Here is a 19,830-nt window from a genome sequence, read left to right on the forward strand (position 1 = left end):
GTATTATGTAATAATTTCCTTATAAGCCTTTTTGTAATGTTCGTATTGCTCCAGGAGCTTGGAAAAATTTTGAGGCACATACTCCAGCCGATCCTGCTTGATGTCGTGCTCCAGTTGCTTGGCAATTTCTGCCAGCAGGTTAATGCCCAGGGTAAAGCCCGTACCTTTTAACTGATGCAATGTACTCAAAATACTGTTGTATTGTTGTGCCTGGAGTTCTTTTTTGGCCTCTTGCAGTAATTCTGCGGCCTCTATTTCAAAGTCGATATACATCTGGCGGGCAAATTCATCGCCCCCGATCTGCCGCAGCTGTGCCACCACCTGCGGGTCAATGATGGCTTCTTCGGATGCATCTGTTTCCCCGGGAGCGCCGGCTGATGCAAGTGTATCAGCCTCCTGCCAGCTGGCATGCTGCCACTTGCTGATGACGGCGTGCAGGTTAGCACTTTTCACAGGTTTGGATACATAGTCGTCCATGCCCTGGGCTAAAAATTTGGCAGCGTCGTCTTTCATCGAGTAGGCCGTCATGGCAATAATGGGAGGGCAGGCCTCTCCGAGTTTCTCCTTGATGATGTTAGTGGCCTCGACCCCGTCCATCTCCGGCATCTGAATATCCATAAAGATGATGTTGAACAACTGGGTAGTTGCCAGCTCAATGGCTTCAAAGCCGTTAGAGGCCACGGTCGTGCGGCAGCCAATGCGCTCCAGCTGCTTCTGGGCCACTTTCAGGTTAATCTGGTTATCATCCACCAGCAGCACTTTGGGGCTGCTCTCTAACTGGCCTACTTCAGTAGGTTGCAGCTGGCGCTTTTTCTGCTCGGCAATTTCAGAGGCATTTGCTTCCCGCACCTTCACCTCAAACCAGAAGGTACTGCCCGAATCAGGTTCCGATTCGATCCCGATCTCACCGCCGAGCAGCTGCGTAAGTTGCCGCGAAATAGCCAGCCCCAGGCCTGTGCCGCCAAAGGTTTTAGTCGAGGAGTTGTCCAGTTGGGTAAAGTCGGTAAACAGCAGCTCCTGGTCTTCCTGCGAGATGCCGATGCCCGAATCTTTTACGCGCACGTGCAGCAGGTGCTCTTTGCCTTTGAGCGGTTTGCTGCTCACTTTTATACTTACCTCGCCTTCGTTGGTAAATTTAATGGCGTTGGAGGTCAGGTTAGAGAGGATCTGCAGCAGCCTGGTTTCGTCGGTAATAACAAAGCGGGGCGTTTGGGGTGCAATATCGTAGCTAAAGGTCAAATCTTTTTGCTGTGCCCGGTTAGAGAACAGCGAGAAGATCTTGCCCAGTGTTTCCTGCAGGTCTACGCCGCTCTCGTGCAGCACCAGCTTGCCGGCCTGTATTTTGGAGAGGTCCAGGATGTCGTTGAGGATGGCCAGCAAGGCATCCGAGGATTTACGCAGGGTGTCGATGTATTCGCGCTGTTCCGGGTCGCTCGTGATCTGGTTAAGCAGATCGATCATGCCGATAATGCCGTTCATAGGCGTGCGCAGCTCGTGGCTCATGTTGGCCAGGAACTGGGTCTTCACTTTCAGCAGGTTTTCGGCCTCCTCTTTGGCCCGCAGCAGAGCAACCTGGGTGCGTTTCAGCTCCGACACATCGCGTACCACCCCTTCCAGGAAACTGGGGTTTCCATTGTCGTCATACACCAGGCGCGAGTCCAACAGCACGGTTTTATGCGAGCCGTCCTTGGCTACCATTTCCACTTCCACGTCCCGGAAGCTTTGCTCTTCCATTACGCGCTCTTTCACCATCTGCTGATCTTCCGGATTTACATAGAACATGGCTGTGTTTTGCCCCAGCACCTCATGCTCTTCGTAGCCCAGCAGTTGCGTAATAGAAGGGCTCACAATTTCCAGGGCACTGTCCTCGATGCTCACGCGGTAGTATACGTCCTGGAAAGACTCGAAAATGCGGCGGAATTTTTTCTCGTTTTCGGCCAGCGCCAGCTGCGACTCCTTTTTGTCGGTTATGTCCAGGGCGATACCCGAAATTTCTTCAAAGGTGCCGTCTTCCAGGTAATTCGGGTTGAGGTATACTTCGCGCCAGCTATCGGGCTGTTGCTGGTGGAACTCAAAATGCTGCGGATAGCCGGCAAAAGCCTTTTCATACTTATCCTCCCAAAAAGCAAACGAATTCTCGTGGATCATCGAGGCATCGTTGATGCGGGTAAAGGGCAGGAGCTCCTGGCCGCTTCGTTCGCCAAACGCCTGGGCAAAATTCCGGTTAAAGGTGGTCAGTTCATAATTGCGGTTCAGCGACCACATATGGTGCGTACCACTTTCGAAAATAGCATTCAGGCGAGCGTTCTGGTTGTTGATCTGCTCCTCGTTGCGCTTGCGCTCAATGGCCAGGGCCACCTGGTTGGAGATGAAGTGCAGGATCTCGATGTCTGTCTGCACGTAGGCATCCGGATTCTGGTAATCCTGCAGGGTAATCACCCCAATGATGCGGTCACCAATAGCCAGCGGGGAGCAAAGGATCACTTCCGGCATGGCCCCATAGATCACGATCTGCTCTTTTTCGGCCAGCTGCACCAGGTCCTCCTTCTGCATATACAGCGGCTTGCCTGTTTTGATGATGTATTCGCTCAGGCCGATGGAGAAGGGGCGCCGCAGTTTTAAGCGGGCGGCATTCTCCACAAACTGGTCTACGAAATAGGCAAAGTGCAGGTGTTTGTGTTCGTTATCACACAGGGCAATGTAGATGTTGCGGGTTTCAATGATCTTGCTCAGCTCGCGGTGGATGGCCGAGTAGAGCGAGTGCAGGTCTTTGCTGCTAATGGCCAGGTTGGCAATGCTATAGTATACCTTCTGCAGGCGCTCGGCTTTGATCCGGTCGGTAATGTCGTGCAGGATGGCGCGTGTGGCTACCGGGCGCCCGTCCTGCCAGCTGCAGGTGATACTGCCGATCAGGTGTACCGGTTTGCCGGCCTTGGTCAGGAACACGGTCTCGATCTTGTTCACATTCTCACCTTTGTACAGGTTGCGCAGCTGGTAAATAAGCTTGGCCTTGTAGTAGGGGTGCACAATGTCGTTGAGCGTGAGCGACTCGATGTCCAGGTCGGTATAGCCGAGGCGCTCTTTCCAGGCCTTGTTCACAAAAATGAATTTGTTGTCGGCCGAGATGTTCTGGATCAGGTCATGGGCATTGTCGAAAAGATCCTGTAGGCGTATCTTGTTATCCTTCAGGGCCTCCATGGCAATGCGCTTGTCGGTCATGTCCTTGCCTACGCTGGTCATGCCGGTCACTTCGCCGTCGGCGCCATACTCCAGCATACAGTTCCAGCGGATGGTTTTCAGCTGGCCTGATTTGGTGACCACATCGCGCTCATAATAGGCGTTGAGGTGGCCGGTCTGCAGCGCTTTTTTGAACTCTTCAAAGCGGTGCTTCCGTTCCGGGGCCGAAACCAGCAACTCGTAAAAATTCTGCCCGATCAGTTCTTCGCGGCTATACTCCACATACTTGGGGAAGTACTCGTTGGTATAGGCAATGTTGCCCTGGGTGTCGAGGCTAAAGTATACCAGGTTTACCTTATCCAGAAAGTTTCGGAACTGCTCCATGGACTCCAGCACAACCTCGGCGCGGCGCTTGGCCTGCAGATCCAGTTTTCGCTGGGTAATATCGCGCTTAAAGGCCTGCACATAATACACATCATCGATCAGGATGCGGTTAATGTTGATCTCGGCATCGAACATGGTGCCGTCCTTTCGCCTGTTTTTCCATTCAAAGGTGATGGGCTCGCCGGTAGCCAGCAGCTGGCTGATCAATGCTTTTACCTTATCGGTGGAGCGTATTCCGTCGGGTTGAAATTCAGGGGAGAAATCATTTGGCGTACGGCCGATCAAATCTTCGCGGTTGCAGCGGAAGAAATCGAGGGCTTTCTGGTTACACTCCTGCACAATCCCATCTTTGTTAAACAGCAGGATGGCATCATACGAGGATTCAAAAAGCGATTTATACTTGTCTTCGGTGGTAATGAGCTGTTGCTGCAGTTGGTGCCGTGAAATATAATTGCCTACTGCTCCGCCAATAAAGTCGAGCAGCGCCCGGAATGACGGGCTTATCCGGGAGGGTTCGGCCGGCCACAGCGCGACCATGGCCAGTAGTTCCTGGTCGCTGGTGATGGGTACAAACGTCATGCTGCGCCCAAGCTGCGCCTGCATTACCTGTGAGGCATCTGCCCATGCTTTGCGGCGGGAGGTTGCATCGGCTTGCCCGGCCAGTTCCAGCGGTATTGCATCGGGAAGGACCGGAGCCTGGGTTTTATCGTTTGCGTAGGCGAGCAGCAGCTGCCCGTGCACCGGGCAGTAAGTATACACGCAGCCGCCGGTTACATCGCTTTTCTCAAGCAGCTCATTCAGGGTCAGTTTCAGCACCTCCTGCTGGCTGGTAGACGACGAGAGCCGGATAAGCAGCTGGTTGATAAATTCCAGCTGGTTATTGCGGAAGCGTACATCCTGTTCTTTCTCTATGACGTCGTTCAGGTTTTTGGCAGAGCCAAGTATGACATCGCGCTTTTGGAAAATGCCTTTCTGCAGGGTGACCTCGATGGGCAGCAGCTCCCTGTTTTTCTCACGAAGCCACCACTCAAATTTTTGTACCGAGCCGGCAAGCGCCTGCTGTAACTGGTTTTTAAGCGAAACCCGCTCAAAGAGGTTCAGGCCAAAGCTGCGCAGGATGGAGTTGCCAAGGAGCTGTTCCTTTTCCTGTTGCACCAGGGTAGCCGCGCTGTGGTTAATATCTACAAAGCAACCGCTGCTGTCAAGTATAAAAAGTGGCTCTGCATTGCCTTCAAACACACTGCGGTACCGGTCCTCGTCCGGCGGGGGCACCAGGGTTGACGTCTGGCCCAGATTACGAAGCTCCAGGCATACAAAGGCCGCGCCCTGGTACTGTACCAAACGGCAGCTGTACTGAAATGAGCAGGCCCCTGCTTCCGTAGCCGGCACTTCGCCGGTCAGCACTTTTTGTTCCTGCAGTTGCTCTGCCAGTTGCTTAAAGCTTGCCGGGGTAAGCCCCAGCACCTCGGCAAGGCTGGTAGCAGCCCCCGCAGCACCGGGCCGGAAAGTTGCCAACACCTGGTTTGCAGCCAACACCTGGCCGGCCGGAAGCGCCACGACAAGCCCCTGATTGGGCTGCGCTAACTGCTCTAGCACCTCCAGCAAAGCACTTGCGTGCTGGTGTAGCTCATTCTGGGTATGGCGGTTCGGTATGTATGGCATTGTAGGTGGTTGAAACAGTACTTGTTATAGATGAAGCGCTCCGGCTGCTTCATAAGAACAAAGTTTACGATTTATACTATAAATTTGCAAGTGAAATACGCTTGTAGGTGAAACAAGTGTCGGAGAATAAGAATTCAGTGCCTTTCCGCTTCAGGGGTGTGAATCTGAAAGCCTCGCGGCTCGCGCCTATACAAGCTACACGGATAGAAAATAACGATGCCAAAGCACCTGATCGTAGTAGTAGGCCCTACCGCCGTGGGCAAAACAGCCTTATGTGTGCAACTGGCCCGCCACTATCACACTGAAATCATCTCGGCCGATTCGCGGCAGTTTTACCGGGAAATGCTGATCGGTACTGCCAAACCTACCCCGGAGGAGCAACAGGGCATCCGCCATCATTTTGTGGACTCCCATAGCATTGCCCAGGAATATAGTGCCGGCATGTATGAGCAGGATGTGCTGGCCTTGCTGCAGCAGCTCTTTACCCGGCACGATGTGGTGATCCTGACCGGAGGGTCGGGCTTATACGTGCAGGCGGTGCTGGAAGGAATGGATGATATGCCTGATGCTGCCCCGGAAGTGCGCCAAAAGCTGACTGCGCTGCTAGCGGAGCAGGGGCTTGCACCACTGCTGGCGCAGCTACAGGAGCGCGACCCGGCTTATTTTGCACAGGTGGACCAGGCGAACCCCCAACGGGTAATGCGGGCACTGGAAGTATGCCTGTCCAGCGGGCAACCCTACTCGTCGTTCAGGAAAAAGGAAAAGCAGGCGCGCCCCTTTCAAACAATTAAGATAGGGCTTACCCGCGACCGCGCCGAGCTTTATCAGCGCATCGATCAGCGCATGGACCAGATGCTGGCGCAGGGGCTGCTGGAAGAGGCAAAAAACCTGTATCCTTCCCGCCGGCACAATGCGTTGCAAACCGTAGGGTATAAAGAACTGTTTGATTTCCTGGAGGGGGCGTATGGCTGGGAAGAGGCCGTGCGGTTATTAAAACGCAACAGTCGCCGCTATGCAAAGCGGCAGCTCACCTGGTTCAACAAAGATGCCGGCTATACCTGGTTTCATCCCGGGCAATGGGAGGAGATAATTCAATTTATAAAAGCGGAACGCTGAATCAGAATTTATGAATGGAAGGAAAAGAATAACAGCTTTTCAGATGTTACTTTTCACTTCATTCATAATTCATACTTGCTGCCTGGCGCCGGCGCTATACCGACAGGATATCCACCATCCGCAGATAGTAGGGGTTAATAGGCTTTATTTTGGTAATGGTATCGATAAAGGGCGTATATACCAGCTCGCCATTAATGATGCCAGCCATTTCGTTGGTGTGCCCTGTAAGCAGGCCATCTACGCAGGCAATACCTAACTGGCTGGCCAGCATGCGGTCTGCAGCGGTTGGTGCGCCACCGCGTTGCACGTGGCCCAGAATAGTGCAGCGGGCATCCATGTGCGGCAGGGCATCCTGTACTTTGTTGGCAATCTCGGTTACGTGGCCAGCCACATCTCCCTCCGCCACAATCACGATAAAGGATGTTTTAGAACGGCTCCAGCCTGTGCGCAGTGCATCTACCACGGTATTAATGTTGGTTTCCGATTCCGGGATCATCACAATCTCCGCCCCACCGCCAATGGCACATGGAATGGCAATATAACCCGAGTCACGGCCCATCACTTCAATAAAGAAAACGCGGTCGTGGCTGTCTGCCGTATCGCGGATCTTGTCGATGGCGTCCAGCGCTGTGTTCACAGCCGTATCGTAGCCAATGGTATAATCGGTTCCGTAAAGGTCGTTGTCGATGGTGCCTGGCGCGCCGATGGTAGGGATGCCGAATTCTTCGTAAAAGATATTGGCGCCGGTAAAGGTGCCGTCACCGCCAATGGCGATCAGGCCATCAATGCCGTGTTTCTTCAGTTGGTCATAGGCTGTCTGGCGGCCTTCCTTGGTCAGGAAGTCCTTGCTGCGGGCTGAGCGCAGGATCGTGCCGCCTTTCTGAATAATGTTGCTTACGGAGTGAGACTCCATCTTAAATATATCGCCTTTGATCATGCCATTGTATCCGCGCTGGATGCCATATACCTCTAACCCGTGGTATATGGCTGTGCGCACAACCGCTCTGATGCAGGCGTTCATTCCCGGAGAGTCGCCACCGGAGGTAAAAATACCTATCTTTTTCATGATAGCGTTTTATGTGTTATGTAGCTTAGTTGTAATTTGCCTGGCAGGCTGCTTCGCTTTTGTTTTCTCTTGCCGCAATAAAGGAATATAATTCGTCGTATTTCTATCGCAGGTAAGGTTCAAGTAAAAAAAATGCGTTCGCATGCCTCCAAAAATATAGAAAACCGTATGTAATAGCTGCATAGAAAGGTGAAAGCCAGCAGTTGGCAGGATTATCTGGCTTTTATAGCTGGAGTCCCAACACATCACTTTAAGATGCAATAATATTTAACGCAACGATATCAATCACGAATTAATAGATTTTAAAATAGAGAGGCAACGTATGTTTGGTTTTTTTGAAAGCGAAGAGACAAAAAGATTAAAAAGTCATATCACCAATCTGGGTGCCCTTGCCAAAATAGACGGCCACCTGGACCCTGCTGAGATCAATTTTATTGTGTCGATAGGCAAGAAGAATGGTATGAAAGCCAGCGATGTTCGTCATATTTTGTCCAATGCTGAAAAGATTGAGCCACAACTCCCCACCAACGACTCTGACCGCTTCGACCAGATCTATGATTTGGTGGAGATGATGCTGGCCGACGGCATTGTGGACGAAACGGAAATGGATTTCTGTATCAACATGGCCGCCCGCCTTGGCTTTAAAAAGACCGTGGTCGGGGTGCTGGTGCGTAAGATCTCGCTGGGAGTGAAAGACGGGCAGTCGCGCGAAGACATTAAACACGAAGCCCAGTCGTTCCTTAACTATTAATTTTTTCTGAATGAAAGCTACCCGGCCTGACAGCAATGTTTTGCTTATTTTTTACGGTTGCCTTTTTTTACTTATTGGCTCACAGTTCCTCATGCGCGACGCCACGGTGATGTCGCACCTTTACCGGCAATTACCGATCGAGTTTCTGATGCGGTTCGGGGCATTCTGGTGCATCGGCATTATCGGGGCCGTTCTGCTGTTTTTGCTCTACATCCGCCTGGGCCGTATGTATATTTCCCATGCCGATAAACTCTATGCTATTCGCGTGAGCAAGTTCATTCTAACGTTTGTGACGACGGGCATTGCCCTCTCGCTGGTAACCATTTATATCCTGCTCTCCTTCTAGCAGGCCTCCCGGCATCAGTCTTTGAGCCTGATTGCTATAAAGCGGCCATTCTGGTACAGATAAACCGTGTGGCTGTCCTCCATGCCAACTCCGGGGGCATCAGCGGGAGCATGGGCCGGAGCACTGGTGCCAGAGGGCCTCAACTCCTCGCCTTTAGGCACCAGGTATACATAATAAAGGCTTTTCAGTGTGTTGCGGTCATTGAACAAAACATCCCGCTTCAGTTCTGCCAGTTCCCAATTCCCGTTTGCCGCATCCAGCACTACCACCAAAATCACGTTATTTTTTTGCTGCAGTTGCAGGACATAATCCTGGCGGTTATCACCGTTAAAATCACCGCGCACCAGCGTGGGGCCCTGCCCATCGGCGGGGGCGTGTTGCTGCGCCGTAGCTGCAAGCGTTGGCTGCTCCCAGCCCGGATAGTGCTGCGTAAGTAACTCCAGCACCGGCTGTGGCAGCGGGAGCGAGACAGGATGCTTGTCAATTTTCAACGCGTCTTTTCGGGTGTTTGCAATCGTATCCAGGGCGTCGGCTACCGGCTTGGTTTCGATCTGCTCCTGGGTCACCTGCTCGTTTTCAGGCGAACAGGCTGTTAGCAGGCAGAGCAGGGGCAAACAGGTAACAGGTATTTTCAGCATAGCAAACAGGCGTTATACTTATTTGTACTCCTGTTGCAGGCGATCTGTTACAAGGGCCAGAAGACGGGTACCAGGAATAATATAACTAAGACAAGGAGCACAGTGAGAGGGGTGCCTATCCTTAAGAAGTCCCGGAACTTATACTTGCCAGGGCTGTAAACCAGGATACAAGCAGGTTCAAAAGGCGTTACCAGCGACACCGAGGCCGCCAGCATAATGGCAATGGCAAACGCTCGTGGGTCGGCGTGCAGCTCGGTGGCGGCACGCAGGGCAACGGGTACTACCACCAGCGCGGCAGCGGCATTCGACATAGGCTGTGTCAGCAGCACCGTCAGGACAACAAAGCCCCCCAGCACAGCCAGCTTCCCAAAATCGCCGACCAGGCTCACAATGCCATGGGCCAGAAAATCAGCAGCACCAGAGTTTTCCATGGCAGTACCAAAGGCTGTCATCCCGCCAATCAGCACCAGCAGCCTGAAGTCGATCGCTTTGTAGGCTTTATCCGCGCTGATGCAGCGGAAAATGATGCTGCACATGGCCGCCAGCAAAAAAGCAATAGAAAGCGGCAGTACCTGCATGGTGCCCAATAAAATGCCTACTACAAAGCAGGAAATGGCGATAATACCTTTGCGCTTTTTATATAACACGGGCTCAAATTCATCCAGCAGTGCCACATTGTCGGTGGTGCGCAATTGAGCAAGTCGTTCAGAAGAACCCTGCACCAGCAGCAGATCACCGAGTTGCAGGTGGATACTGCCAATTTTGGAGCGTAAAGTTTCGCCGTGCCGGGAAATGGCAATTACGACCAGGCCATAGCGCTGCAAAAAGTTGATCTCCTTTACCGTGCGGCCGATCAGGTCCGACTGGCGCACGATCAGCAATTCGGCCAGCTTGATATTGTCTGATTGCAGGTCCCGTTCCAGAATCACATCGGCCATGATCTGGATGCCCTTGGTTTCTTTTACCTTGATGAGGTTTTCCAGGTCGCCCTCCACCAGCAGCACATCGCCGATGTTGATGCGGGTACGGAAGTCGGGCAGAAAGTTTTCTTTGCCCCGGATAATGTTGAGCATCCGGAAGTTAAGCGATGCCAGATCGGAGGCAAACACCAGCTGCCCGTCTAGCGGCGAATCCGGCAGCACCACGATCTCGGTCAGGTAGCGCTGTAATTTATACTCTTCGGTCAGTTGCTGGTCATCGCGGTTGGGGAGCATGCGCTGGCCGACGGTGAGCATGTATACCAGGCCTACTAAAAAGATAACCGTGCCGATACCAGTAATCTCGAACAGTCCCACCGGGGCTAAGCCCACTTTGGCAATATAGCCGCTCACGGCCACGTTGGTAGAGGTGCCGATCAGCGAGCAGGTGCCGCCAAGTATAGCTGCATACGCCAGGGGCATGAGGAGCTTGGAAGTACTTTGATTGATGCGGCGGGAAAGCCCTACCAGGGGCGTCACGAACATGGCCGTTACGGTGGTATTGTTCATAAAGGCAGAAACAAAGCCGGTGATCATCATCACGACGAGCAGCATCAGGCTGGAGCTTTTCCGGGCCAGCCGGGCCAGCCGGATGACGACAAAATCCAGGATACCTGTTTCTTCCAGGGCGGCGCTAAGTATAAAAATAGAGGCGATAATAATGATAAAATCGCTGCTGAACCCTGCAAATGCCTCTTCAGCCGTTATGATACGGGTACTAGCCAGGATGATGAGCATCAGGAGCGTCACGATCTCAACCGGCATCTTTTCGGTCGCAAAAAGAATCACTGCTATAACCAGCAGGGTTAGCACCAAGGCTATTTCCATAGAAAAACGTCGTGGTTAAGGATGCCTTGAGAAAGGCACGGTTTCGGCTTTTACGTGCCGGGGAGGCAGGCGGTGGTATTTTGGGTTAAAAAGATGAAGAAAAGCAGCTAAGCAAGTATAAACACGCCGCCACAGCCGCGTATAAATCGTCTCGGAGAGGGGCTTGGTTGCTGCAACGCGCTAGGGCAGCTGTTGCAGCAAATGACAGGTGGCTTGTGTTTAAGAGAGCAGGAGCAGGCGTAAGCTAAGCGGCTCAGCCCACTACTTCGTCGATGGAGCGCAAGATCACGTCACACGCTTCTTTTATCTGCTCTTCGGTGATGGTGAGGGGCGGGGCAATACGCATGGAGTTGTCGCAGAACAGGAACCAGTCGGTGAGCACGCCATTGAGGATCGCACGGTCAATCACGGCTTTGAGTACCTGGAAGGATTCAAATTCGGCTGCCATCAGCAGGCCGCAGTGCCGGATGCTTTTAATGCGCGGGTGCACCAGCAACTGCCTGAACAGGGCTGCCTTTTCGGCTACGCCTGCCAGCAGGTGCTCGTCGCGGATAACCTGCAGGGTTGCCAGCGAGGCAGCACACGAGATGGGGTGCCCGCCAAACGTGGTCAGGTGGCCCAGGATGGGATCGTTCTTGAATACGGCCATGATCTCCTGCGGTGCAATAAAGGCCCCGATCGGCATGCCGCCGCCCATTCCTTTGGCACAAAGCAGAATATCGGGCTCGATGCCGAACTGCTCAAAAGCCCAGAACGTGCCGGTGCGGCCAAACCCGGTCTGGATCTCATCCAGGACCAGCAGGGCGCCGACGTCGGTGCACCGCTGGCGCAATTGCTGCAGATAACTGCTATCCGGCAGGCGCACGCCGGCTTCGCCCTGCACGGTTTCAAGGATAACAGCAGCCGTGCGGGTGGTTATATTTTCCAGGTCCGACGAGACATTATGCGTCAGCAGGCGCACATCAGGCAACAGCGGCCTGAAAGCATTCTTGAAACTTTCGCTGCCGTTTACAGATAATGCTCCCTGTGTGGAGCCATGATAGGCATTGCGGAAAGTGATCAGCTCGGTGCGGCCGGTAAAGCGCTTGGCCAGCTTAAGAGCCCCTTCTACTGCCTCGGTTCCTGAGTTTACAAGGTATACGTTGTTGAGGCGCTGCGGCAGGGTGCTGCAAATAGCTTCTGCCAGCTTAGCCTGCGGGGCCTGCACAAACTCGCCATACACCATCAGGTGCATGTATTTATCCAGTTGCTCCTGAATGGCTGCCACTACCCGCGGGTGTCGGTGGCCAACGTTGCTCACCCCAATACCCGAAATCAGATCCAGGTAGCGCCCGCCCTCGTGGCTATACATGTATACGCCCTCGGCTTTCTCAACTTCTATCATCAGCGGAAAATCTGATGTCTGCGCCTGGTGCTGCAGAAACAATTGCCTCATCGAAATCATAGGGCAAAGGTACGGAATTGTTCGTTTAGTAAGGCAGCTAATGGCCCCTTTGCCTTAAGTATAGGCATAACAGAGGAGGCAAGTATACCTGAAAATTCACCATCTGCGTAAAAAGAAAAGCGCAGCTGCAGAAGCTACTACATTACATGTTTTACTTAAGAAAAGGAGGAGAATATGGCACAGGGAGATAAATCAGCCTACACCGACAAGCAGAAACGGAAGGCAGAACATATTGAAGAAGGCTACGAACACAGAGGCGTGAGCAAGGAAGAAGCGGAGAAACGCGCCTGGGCCACGGTAAACAAGCAGGATGGCGGCGGTAACAAAAGCGGTTCCGGCAGAGCCAACCACAAGAAAGATTAAAATTTCGTTATCCTGAAAAAGAGAAGTCCGGCTACTGTTGCAGCCGGACTTCTCTTTTTTCAGGGATAATTATTTGTATGGCCATTCGGGTCATCGTAGTTCGGGTCAATATCAGGCGGAAGACCAGTAGCAACACGGTTATGCGAGAAGGGCCGGTGCTGTAGCGGCTTTGCCTCCTGCTCGCGAAAAGCCCCGCTCGCGGCATACCGAGGATGCTTGGCGGCTTTTCGGTTGCGTAGCGCTGCCAGGGCGATGCCGGCCAGCGCTACGGCGCCAGCTACAGCCAGTACTTTGGGCACTGGGTTACTCACCGGCGGAGGTACCGAAACAACCCCCATTTCATCCGTCACGGCGGGTTCATGCACATACCGGCCATGGTCCGGCACGGCCACCATCCAGAAGTCCTGCACCAGCTGGTAGAGTTGCGATTGCAGCTCTTTTCCCCGCATGGGCAAACCGTGGCCGGTAGCGGCTATTTCAGGATTTAAGTCAGCCAGTAATTCCACAGAATGTTGCGCGGCGCCCCAGTCGGAGGTAAAATACGCCGGCGGGCCATGCACTTTTCGTTTCTGCGAGAGCACAGCGGCCAGCGATTCGCCATCACGCGTAATAAAGGCATCACCGGCTACCAGCGTGCGGTCGCTCTCCCTGAAAAAGGAGACGTGCCCGGCCGTATGCCCCGGCGTATGCAGCCAGCGCCACGAAGGTAAACCCGGTACACTGCCATCCGGAGGCAGCAGTTCCAGGTTATTGCTTACATCGATCGGCTTTTTGGGGTACATAAACGCCATGTACGCCATACCGCCTCCGCCCACACTAGCATCGGGCGGCGGGTAATTGGATTTGCCCGTCAGGTAAGGAAACTCCAGCGGGTGCGCATACACCGGAACGCGCCACTCGGCTGCCAGCTCGCGCAGCGACCCGATATGGTCAAAATGGCCGTGGGTGAGCAGGATGGCCCGGGGCCTGGCATCTTCGCCAAACAGTTCCACCACCGCTTTTTTTATCTTTTGCTTATACCCGTAAAGTCCTGCATCCACCAGCACCCAGGAACCATCGGGCTCCGCGATGAAATACAGGTTTACGAATGCGGTTTTTACGCCCCATACCCCCGGAGCTGCAGGAAAGGACTCCTGGATGGTGGGATGGGATTTTCTTGCAGATGCCTCCATATATGATAAGTTTGTTTAAAATTGACATAGCGACTGACAATTTACTACGTGTGTCAGGTAAAAGGGTATAGGCTGTTGCCCGTATACTTGCGGCTGCTGTTGTTATAAGGTAACGTTGCTTTAGCTACCTGATTATAAGGTACATCATAAATAGCTGGATACAAGCATCCGGCGCCGGGTGCAAGCCACTAAGTATAAAATAAGACTGACGCACCGGCTAAGGCACAGTTATTGTATACTTACAGAAAGCCCTTAATTTTGGGTCTTGCATTTTCTTTTTGCAGGAATTATTTACCTTTCTGAAAAGTTATTAGAGCATGGTTAATTTATTTGTACCCCCAAGCTATATGGCCGTGTATGCAAAGTGCGTAGATGCGTCGATGCCCGTGTTTGAGCCGGATGAATGGATTGAGGAAGGCAAGGTATATTCCGTTAAACACTTCACAGAACCCTTAAACCAGGGAGAAGGGTTTGCGGTAACGATTACCGACGAAGATGGGGTAGAGATCCACCCATCGCCCTCTCACTGGAGCTTTGCTTCCACCCGCTTTGAGCTGTACACGCTGCATCTTAATTAGACCAAAATCAGGATATTTACGTTAAACCCTTAAGGCTGCCCTGCGCAGCCTTTTTTCTGATTTGTTGGTTTGTGTTGTTCCTGACGAGACATGATTAGCGCCGAAGAATTTAATGAGCTTTCCCCGCGCCGCCAGGCAGCGGTCGTTTTAGAAAAGGGCCATTACCTGCATCACCGCATCCGCGGATGGTGCAAAATCGATCTGTACTGGCTGTTTGATTTCTATGTGGAGTTGTGGTTTCTATACGACCTCAAAAGTATTGGCCTCGTTCGGGCGCTTACCAGCTATGCTGCCCTGGACCCCTACGCCGACACCATCAAGCTGAAGCTACCCATAAACAAGGAGAGCGACTAAGCCCGCCTGCAAGCTTTTAAAACCCTGTTATATACGCTTCATTGCCGCGAACACTGCGTGCCACATATCCTGTGCGCAAATATGTCTTATACTTTGCCCTATGCCAAGTCTTTACCTTTAGTCATTTCTTTTTGCTCCTTCTTTTTAATGGCTGGTAAACAATAAGATTGAAACCGTTTTCCCTGCCGCGACGCAGCGAAAGTTTCTCTGCAGGACAGTTGCCTACATCCGGTGCTTGCCTGAAACTAGGTATTTTATACTTGTTGTTGCGGCAATAGGGCAGGAAAAATAGCTGGCCGGTTCACGCTCAAAAGGACTCCACTTACATACAGCATGTTACGAAAGAAAATTGTATTATTGGTCTATCTTTAGAAGATCCCTGGTTTATACCTTTTTCTTTAAAATCACGCTGATGCGCTTTAAGAGAATTCTGCCGTTTCTGCTCTGCTTGTATAGTATAAGTGTAAGTGCCCAAAGCTGGCATAAAAAGAAATGTGCTGTGGTGCTGACTTACGATGACGCCCTGAACGTGCACCTGGATAAGGTGGTGCCGGCGCTGGATTCGCTGCAGTTGAAGGGCACCTTTTTCCTCATCGGCTCTTCGCAGGCCTTTACCCATCGCCTGGACGAGTGGAAAAAGGTAGCAGCCAACAAGCATGAACTGGCCAACCATTCGCTGTTTCACCCCTGTAACGGCAGCCTGCCGGGCCGAAGCTTTGTAACTTCGGATTATGACCTGGCCACCTATTCTGTTCGCCGAATGACAGATGAGATAAAAGCCACCAATGTACTGCTGCATGCCGTTGATGGTAAAACCGAGCGGACGTATGCCTATCCCTGCGGCGATCTGACCATAAATGGCATGCCTTATCTCGATCCGGTAAAAGGAGAATTTGTGGCTGCCCGTGGCGTGCAGGGGCAAATGGTGCAAAAGGACAAGGCAAATCGCTATAATATCGGCAGTTATATGATCAACGGGCAGTCGGGCGACGAGCTCATTGCGCTGGTAAAGCAGGCCATGAAAACAAACACCATGGTGGTGTTCCTTTTTCATGGCGTTGGCGGCGAGCACTCCCTAAATGTGTCACTGGAAGCCCATAGCAAGCTGTTGCATTTCCTCAAAGCACATGAAAAGGAGATCTGGAATACGACCTTCCTGGATGCTGCCAAGTATATGAATACAACCCAGGCAGGCAAATAGCAAACCCCTGGCTTAACTGCTATAGCAAAGTATAATTATCTTGTAAAAGAAAAGGCGCAGCGCGTGGATGCTACGCATCTTCATTCCACTGTCGTCGTAAGCGCTACTTTTATTCCGGGCGTGGCCGAACTCCGAGGCTGGAAGGAGAAGAATCCCGCAGCTAAAATTCCGCTCTATCGTACAAAATTCCATACTTTTGAGGTATGAGCAGAGATCTACTATTAATCAGCACCTCTACCACACATGGCACGGGCTACCTGGAGCATGCCCAAGAGGAGATACAGCACTTACTAAAGGGCAAGCGCAGCCTTTTGTTTATACCCTACGCCCGCCCCGGGGGCATCTCGCACACGGATTATACCGCTAAAGTGCAGGAGGCGTTTGCACCCTGGGAGATCACTGTAACAGGTGTGCACACGTATGATGATCCGGTAAAAGCAGTGAACGAGGCCGAGGCGGTGTTTATAGGTGGCGGCAATACCTTCGTGCTCCTGCGCCAGCTATACGCCAACAAACTGGTGCAGCCCCTGCAGCAGCGTGCAGGCAAGGGGATGCCCTATATGGGCACCAGCGCCGGCACCAACGTGGCCGGCAAAACTATTGGCACCACCAACGACATGCCGGTGGTACACGTCAAGACTTTTGATGCGCTGCAACTGGTGCCTTTCAATATCAACCCCCACTACCTGGACCCGGAGCCCGACTCCACGCACATGGGCGAAACCCGTGAAACCCGGATCGCGGAATTTCATCAGCACAACCGCCAGCCGGTCGTGGGCCTGCGCGAAGGCAGCATGCTGCGGATTAAGGGCGATAAAATAGCGCTGCTGGGGCCGCTACCCGCTCGTATTTTCCTGCAGGGCCAGAAGCCGCTGGAGTTTATGCCCGGCGACGATATCGGCTTTTTGCTGGATGCGGTCTAAGCAGGCTGGTCGCTCCTTTTTAATTTCAAAAATACTTATGAAAAATATTCCGCTGGCTTTATATACTTCCCTGGCGCTGGGCGCTGCAAGTGCCTGGGGCTGTACCCGCACCACGGAGCCCTCTGAAAGCATCGCCATTGTGTTACAGGACGAAAACCTCGAAACGCTTTTCCGGAATTACTTTGAAGACCGCCTGAAGCTGTTTCCGCTGGAAGCTACTGCCATTGCCGATAACCGCTACAACGACAAGCTGCCAAACGACATCAGCCAGGCCTACAAACAGCAGGTGCGTGATTTTTACCGCAACTACCTCAACCAGATCAACAAAATAGACCGGCAGGTGCTAAATGAGCAGCAGCGCACCAGCTACGATATTTTTAAGTATGAGATGAAAATGGCGCTGGAGGGGCTTGACCAACCTACCGAGCTGCTGCCGCTGAACCAGTTCTGGGGGCTGCCCATCACCATGGGGCAGCTGGGGTCCGGTGCCGGGAATCAGCCCTTTAAAACACCCCGGGATTACCGCAACTTTCTGGGCCGCATCCAGGCCTTTCAGGTATGGGGCGATACGGCGGTGGCCAACATGCGCCGCGGTATGGCAGCCGGCATTGTGCTACCCCGCGCCCTGACGCTGAAAGTACTGCCGCAGCTGCAGGCCATGGTGGTGGACGACCCGACCAAGATCATTTTCTGGGAGCCCATCAAACATATGCCGGCAAGCTTTACCGCGCAGCAAAAAGACAGCCTCACGCGGGCCTATACTATTGCTATTAAAGAGCAGGTGATCCCGACCTACCGCAAGCTGCACGACTTTATGCTGTACGAATACCTGCCCAAGAGCCGCACAACTTCGGGTATCAGCAGCGTTCCCGGCGGGGAGGCCTATTACCAATACCTGGTGCGCTACTGGACCACGACCAACATAACGCCGGACGAGATCTATGAAACCGGACTGAAGGAAGTGGCCCGCATCCGGGCCGAGATGGAGCAGGTAAAACAGCAGGTCGGTTTCAAGGGCGATCTGAAAGCCTTTTTTAAGTATGTGAACACCGATCCGCAGTTTATGCCTTTCAAAAAGCCGGCCGATGTACTAGCTGCCTTTGAACAGATACACCAACGGGAGCAGCCGCAGCTGAACAAGCTATTCGGTCTTCAGCCCCGGTCAAAGTTCGAGATCCGGCAAACGGAGGCTTTCCGGGCCGCATCGGCCAGCGCCGAGTATAGCCCGCCGGCACCGGACGGCTCCCGGCCCGGCATTTTTTACGTGCCCATTCTGGATGCCACCAAGTATAACAAAGTAGGCATGGAGGCGCTGTTTTTGCATGAAGCCATTCCAGGTCATCATTACCAGATCTCGCTGCAGCAGGAGCAGGAAGGGCTGCCGCAGTTCCGGCAATATGCCTGGTACGGTGCGTTTGGCGAAGGCTGGGCCCTGTATTCCGAAAGTCTGGGCAAAGAGCTGGGCCTGTATACCGACCCTTACCAGTATTTTGGCCGGTTGGGCGAAGAGATGCACCGCGCCATCCGGCTGGTAGTGGATGTGGGCATCCATACCAAAGGCTGGTCGCGGGAGCGCGCTATCCAGTACTCGCTGGATAATGAGCTGACCAGCGAAGAAGCCGCCACCGCCGAGATCGAACGCTACATGGCCATTCCGGGGCAGGCGCTTTCCTACAAAATAGGGGAGTTGAAGTTCAAGGAACTTCGCCAGCGGGCACAGCAGGAGCTGGGCGATAAATTCAGCATCAGCGCCTTCCACGACGAAATTCTGAAAGGCGGTGTCATGCCTTTGGAAGTGCTGGAACGCCGCATGGATGAGTGGATCATGCAGCAAAAGAAATTCTGACCTACAAGAAAGAGGCCCTGCCGCAAAACGGCAGGGCCTTTTAGTTCTTCAACATTTAGCCAAAATGTGTTTATGGATTATTACGCGCGTTTTTATCGTCGAGGCGTTTGAGCAGCAGCTTTGTAAATTCGTGTTCGCTGCGGTAAAGCTGCAGCAGCTGCCGCGAAGAAATCACTTTCTGAAACCTGGCGGCATACTCCTTTTCCAAATTCAGCACTTTCTGGTCCCGCTCAAACTTGCTATCCAGCGTAGCCTGTATTTCCTGGTCGTTCATCTCGTCCGGATCCGCCCTCTTTATCGATCGGGAGGAAGCATAAATGTCGTGGCGCCGGGCCTCATACTCGTTGTAAAGGGGCCAGAACTTCTGCGATTGCTCCGGCGTGAGGTGCATCTTGTCGGTCAGATAAGCCGTTTTGGCCGCCTGTATATGTTCTTTCCGCTCTCTTTCCTGGGCGGATTGCGCGAAGGCGGCGCTGCTTGCCAGGGTGAACAGGAGCAGCAACAGCAGGGTTTGCAGGTGTTTCATGGTATGTTAAAAATCTTGGTCTTCGATGGGGTGGTATTCGAGCTCTTCAGCCGCTGCTTTGGAGCTTACATTCAGGAAATCAGCCGTTAAATCCTGGTCCGACAGCGAAGTTAATTCTGCCAGGTCTGCTGTTTCCAGCGGCGTGTTGGTATCGGTCAGGTAATCCACGATCTCTACTTCGGCCAAAGCTGCGAAACGGATAGGAGGTGCAGCAGATCGGGCAGGCATATTGAGGAAGTATACGCACGCAAAAACCAGCAGCAACAGGAGCGGGGCCACAGCTACCCGCAGCGGGCGCCAGAGGCCTTGCTGCCACCAGGCAGCCTGCGGCACCCCGGCTGCAGCCGTACGTGCCATAATGCGGGTTGGCAGTTGCTCGAAGTAATGCTCCGGCACCTGGTGCAGGTGGCGCTTCGGAATGTCGTGCAGCTTTATGTGTTTCCCCTTGTTTTCCATTTTCTTACCAGTTAGATGCCGA

Annotated in this window: 17 protein-coding genes; 9 read left to right on the top strand and 8 right to left on the bottom strand. The window is 53.0% G+C overall.

Features of this window, described 5'->3' with window-relative positions; genetic code table 11:
* Positions 1-3 precede the first annotated feature (3 nt).
* Positions 4-5,223, bottom strand: coding sequence for a PAS domain S-box protein (locus tag LWL52_RS03750; protein ID WP_242917063.1), 5,220 nt, complete (start codon positions 5,221-5,223; stop codon positions 4-6).
* Between the two features lie 216 nt (positions 5,224-5,439).
* Between LWL52_RS03750 and miaA the strand changes: the two genes are divergently transcribed.
* Positions 5,440-6,339, top strand: a complete 900-nt coding sequence (gene miaA / locus LWL52_RS03755) for a tRNA (adenosine(37)-N6)-dimethylallyltransferase MiaA (RefSeq protein WP_242917065.1) — start codon at positions 5,440-5,442, stop codon at positions 6,337-6,339.
* Positions 6,340-6,433: 94 nt separating this feature from the next.
* Here miaA and pfkA read toward each other — a convergent pair whose 3' ends face one another.
* Positions 6,434-7,405 carry a 6-phosphofructokinase gene (gene pfkA, locus LWL52_RS03760; RefSeq protein ID WP_242917067.1) on the bottom strand — a complete coding sequence of 324 codons (972 nt, stop codon included), beginning with the start codon at positions 7,403-7,405 and terminating at the stop codon, positions 6,434-6,436.
* 322 nt (positions 7,406-7,727) lie between these two features.
* On the opposite strand from pfkA, the gene LWL52_RS03765 reads away from it, so the two are divergent.
* On the top strand, positions 7,728-8,156 hold the full coding sequence (locus tag LWL52_RS03765; protein WP_242917070.1) for a TerB family tellurite resistance protein: 429 nt from the start codon (positions 7,728-7,730) through the stop codon (positions 8,154-8,156).
* A 91-nt stretch (positions 8,157-8,247) separates the two neighbouring features.
* A complete protein-coding gene (locus tag LWL52_RS03770) occupies positions 8,248-8,502 on the top strand; it encodes a hypothetical protein (protein WP_242917072.1) in 255 nt (84 codons plus the stop codon).
* A 14-nt stretch (positions 8,503-8,516) separates the two neighbouring features.
* Here the strand turns inward: LWL52_RS03770 and LWL52_RS03775 are convergent, their stop codons facing one another.
* The 3 genes from LWL52_RS03775 to LWL52_RS03785 all read right to left on the bottom strand — a co-directional run bounded on the left by LWL52_RS03775 (position 8,517) and on the right by LWL52_RS03785 (position 12,386).
* Positions 8,517-9,140 carry a hypothetical protein gene (locus LWL52_RS03775; RefSeq protein WP_242917075.1) on the bottom strand — a complete coding sequence of 208 codons (624 nt, stop codon included), beginning with the start codon at positions 9,138-9,140 and terminating at the stop codon, positions 8,517-8,519.
* A 47-nt stretch (positions 9,141-9,187) separates the two neighbouring features.
* Positions 9,188-10,945, bottom strand: coding sequence for an SLC13 family permease (locus LWL52_RS03780; RefSeq protein ID WP_242917077.1), 1,758 nt, complete (start codon positions 10,943-10,945; stop codon positions 9,188-9,190).
* A 253-nt stretch (positions 10,946-11,198) separates the two neighbouring features.
* Positions 11,199-12,386 (bottom strand): aspartate aminotransferase family protein, encoded by a 1,188-nt coding sequence (locus tag LWL52_RS03785; protein WP_242920645.1) that lies wholly within the window; start codon positions 12,384-12,386, stop codon positions 11,199-11,201.
* Between the two features lie 177 nt (positions 12,387-12,563).
* On the opposite strand from LWL52_RS03785, the gene LWL52_RS03790 reads away from it, so the two are divergent.
* The gene (locus LWL52_RS03790; protein ID WP_242917079.1) at positions 12,564-12,752 is read left to right on the top strand and encodes a hypothetical protein; all 189 of its coding nucleotides are present in this window, start codon (positions 12,564-12,566) and stop codon (positions 12,750-12,752) included.
* A 59-nt stretch (positions 12,753-12,811) separates the two neighbouring features.
* On the opposite strand, the gene LWL52_RS03795 is transcribed toward LWL52_RS03790, so the two are convergent.
* On the bottom strand, positions 12,812-13,924 hold the full coding sequence (locus LWL52_RS03795; RefSeq protein WP_242917081.1) for an MBL fold metallo-hydrolase: 1,113 nt from the start codon (positions 13,922-13,924) through the stop codon (positions 12,812-12,814).
* 317 nt (positions 13,925-14,241) lie between these two features.
* On the opposite strand from LWL52_RS03795, the gene LWL52_RS03800 reads away from it, so the two are divergent.
* From LWL52_RS03800 to LWL52_RS03820, 5 genes are all read left to right on the top strand, one after another.
* Positions 14,242-14,502, top strand: coding sequence for a hypothetical protein (locus LWL52_RS03800; RefSeq protein WP_242917083.1), 261 nt, complete (start codon positions 14,242-14,244; stop codon positions 14,500-14,502).
* Between the two features lie 90 nt (positions 14,503-14,592).
* A complete protein-coding gene (locus LWL52_RS03805) occupies positions 14,593-14,856 on the top strand; it encodes a hypothetical protein (protein ID WP_242917085.1) in 264 nt (87 codons plus the stop codon).
* 412 nt (positions 14,857-15,268) lie between these two features.
* A complete protein-coding gene (locus tag LWL52_RS03810) occupies positions 15,269-16,057 on the top strand; it encodes a polysaccharide deacetylase family protein (RefSeq protein ID WP_242917087.1) in 789 nt (262 codons plus the stop codon).
* Between the two features lie 203 nt (positions 16,058-16,260).
* Positions 16,261-16,980 (top strand): dipeptidase PepE, encoded by a 720-nt coding sequence (gene pepE / locus LWL52_RS03815; RefSeq protein WP_242917089.1) that lies wholly within the window; start codon positions 16,261-16,263, stop codon positions 16,978-16,980.
* A 37-nt stretch (positions 16,981-17,017) separates the two neighbouring features.
* A complete protein-coding gene (locus LWL52_RS03820) occupies positions 17,018-18,826 on the top strand; it encodes a DUF885 domain-containing protein (RefSeq protein ID WP_242917091.1) in 1,809 nt (602 codons plus the stop codon).
* 70 nt (positions 18,827-18,896) lie between these two features.
* Here LWL52_RS03820 and LWL52_RS03825 read toward each other — a convergent pair whose 3' ends face one another.
* Together LWL52_RS03825 and LWL52_RS03830 are read right to left on the bottom strand one after the other, a co-directional pair.
* Entirely contained in the window at positions 18,897-19,352 is a 456-nt protein-coding gene (locus LWL52_RS03825) for a hypothetical protein (RefSeq protein WP_242917093.1), read from the bottom strand.
* Between the two features lie 6 nt (positions 19,353-19,358).
* On the bottom strand, positions 19,359-19,808 hold the full coding sequence (locus LWL52_RS03830) for a hypothetical protein (protein WP_242917095.1): 450 nt from the start codon (positions 19,806-19,808) through the stop codon (positions 19,359-19,361).
* Between the last annotated feature and the right edge of the window lie 22 nt (positions 19,809-19,830).

Origin of the sequence: Pontibacter liquoris (assembly GCF_022758235.1) — a bacterium.
GTDB classification, from domain to species: Bacteria; Bacteroidota; Bacteroidia; order Cytophagales; family Hymenobacteraceae; genus Pontibacter; species Pontibacter liquoris.

Bases quoted from the DNA above. Each gene is read 5' to 3' on its own strand.
- LWL52_RS03750 (WP_242917063.1), bottom strand. From the start codon at position 5,223: ATGCCATACATACCGAACCGCCATACCCAGAATGAGCTACACCAGCAC.
- miaA (WP_242917065.1), top strand. From the start codon at position 5,440: ATGCCAAAGCACCTGATCGTAGTAGTAGGCCCTACCGCCGTGGGCAAA.
- pfkA (WP_242917067.1), bottom strand. From the start codon at position 7,405: ATGAAAAAGATAGGTATTTTTACCTCCGGTGGCGACTCTCCGGGAATG.
- LWL52_RS03765 (WP_242917070.1), top strand. From the start codon at position 7,728: ATGTTTGGTTTTTTTGAAAGCGAAGAGACAAAAAGATTAAAAAGTCAT.
- LWL52_RS03770 (WP_242917072.1), top strand. From the start codon at position 8,248: ATGCGCGACGCCACGGTGATGTCGCACCTTTACCGGCAATTACCGATC.
- LWL52_RS03775 (WP_242917075.1), bottom strand. From the start codon at position 9,140: ATGCTGAAAATACCTGTTACCTGTTTGCCCCTGCTCTGCCTGCTAACA.
- LWL52_RS03780 (WP_242917077.1), bottom strand. From the start codon at position 10,945: ATGGAAATAGCCTTGGTGCTAACCCTGCTGGTTATAGCAGTGATTCTT.
- LWL52_RS03790 (WP_242917079.1), top strand. From the start codon at position 12,564: ATGGCACAGGGAGATAAATCAGCCTACACCGACAAGCAGAAACGGAAG.
- LWL52_RS03795 (WP_242917081.1), bottom strand. From the start codon at position 13,924: ATGGAGGCATCTGCAAGAAAATCCCATCCCACCATCCAGGAGTCCTTT.
- LWL52_RS03800 (WP_242917083.1), top strand. From the start codon at position 14,242: ATGGTTAATTTATTTGTACCCCCAAGCTATATGGCCGTGTATGCAAAG.
- LWL52_RS03805 (WP_242917085.1), top strand. From the start codon at position 14,593: ATGATTAGCGCCGAAGAATTTAATGAGCTTTCCCCGCGCCGCCAGGCA.
- LWL52_RS03810 (WP_242917087.1), top strand. From the start codon at position 15,269: ATGCGCTTTAAGAGAATTCTGCCGTTTCTGCTCTGCTTGTATAGTATA.
- pepE (WP_242917089.1), top strand. From the start codon at position 16,261: ATGAGCAGAGATCTACTATTAATCAGCACCTCTACCACACATGGCACG.
- LWL52_RS03820 (WP_242917091.1), top strand. From the start codon at position 17,018: ATGAAAAATATTCCGCTGGCTTTATATACTTCCCTGGCGCTGGGCGCT.
- LWL52_RS03825 (WP_242917093.1), bottom strand. From the start codon at position 19,352: ATGAAACACCTGCAAACCCTGCTGTTGCTGCTCCTGTTCACCCTGGCA.
- LWL52_RS03830 (WP_242917095.1), bottom strand. From the start codon at position 19,808: ATGGAAAACAAGGGGAAACACATAAAGCTGCACGACATTCCGAAGCGC.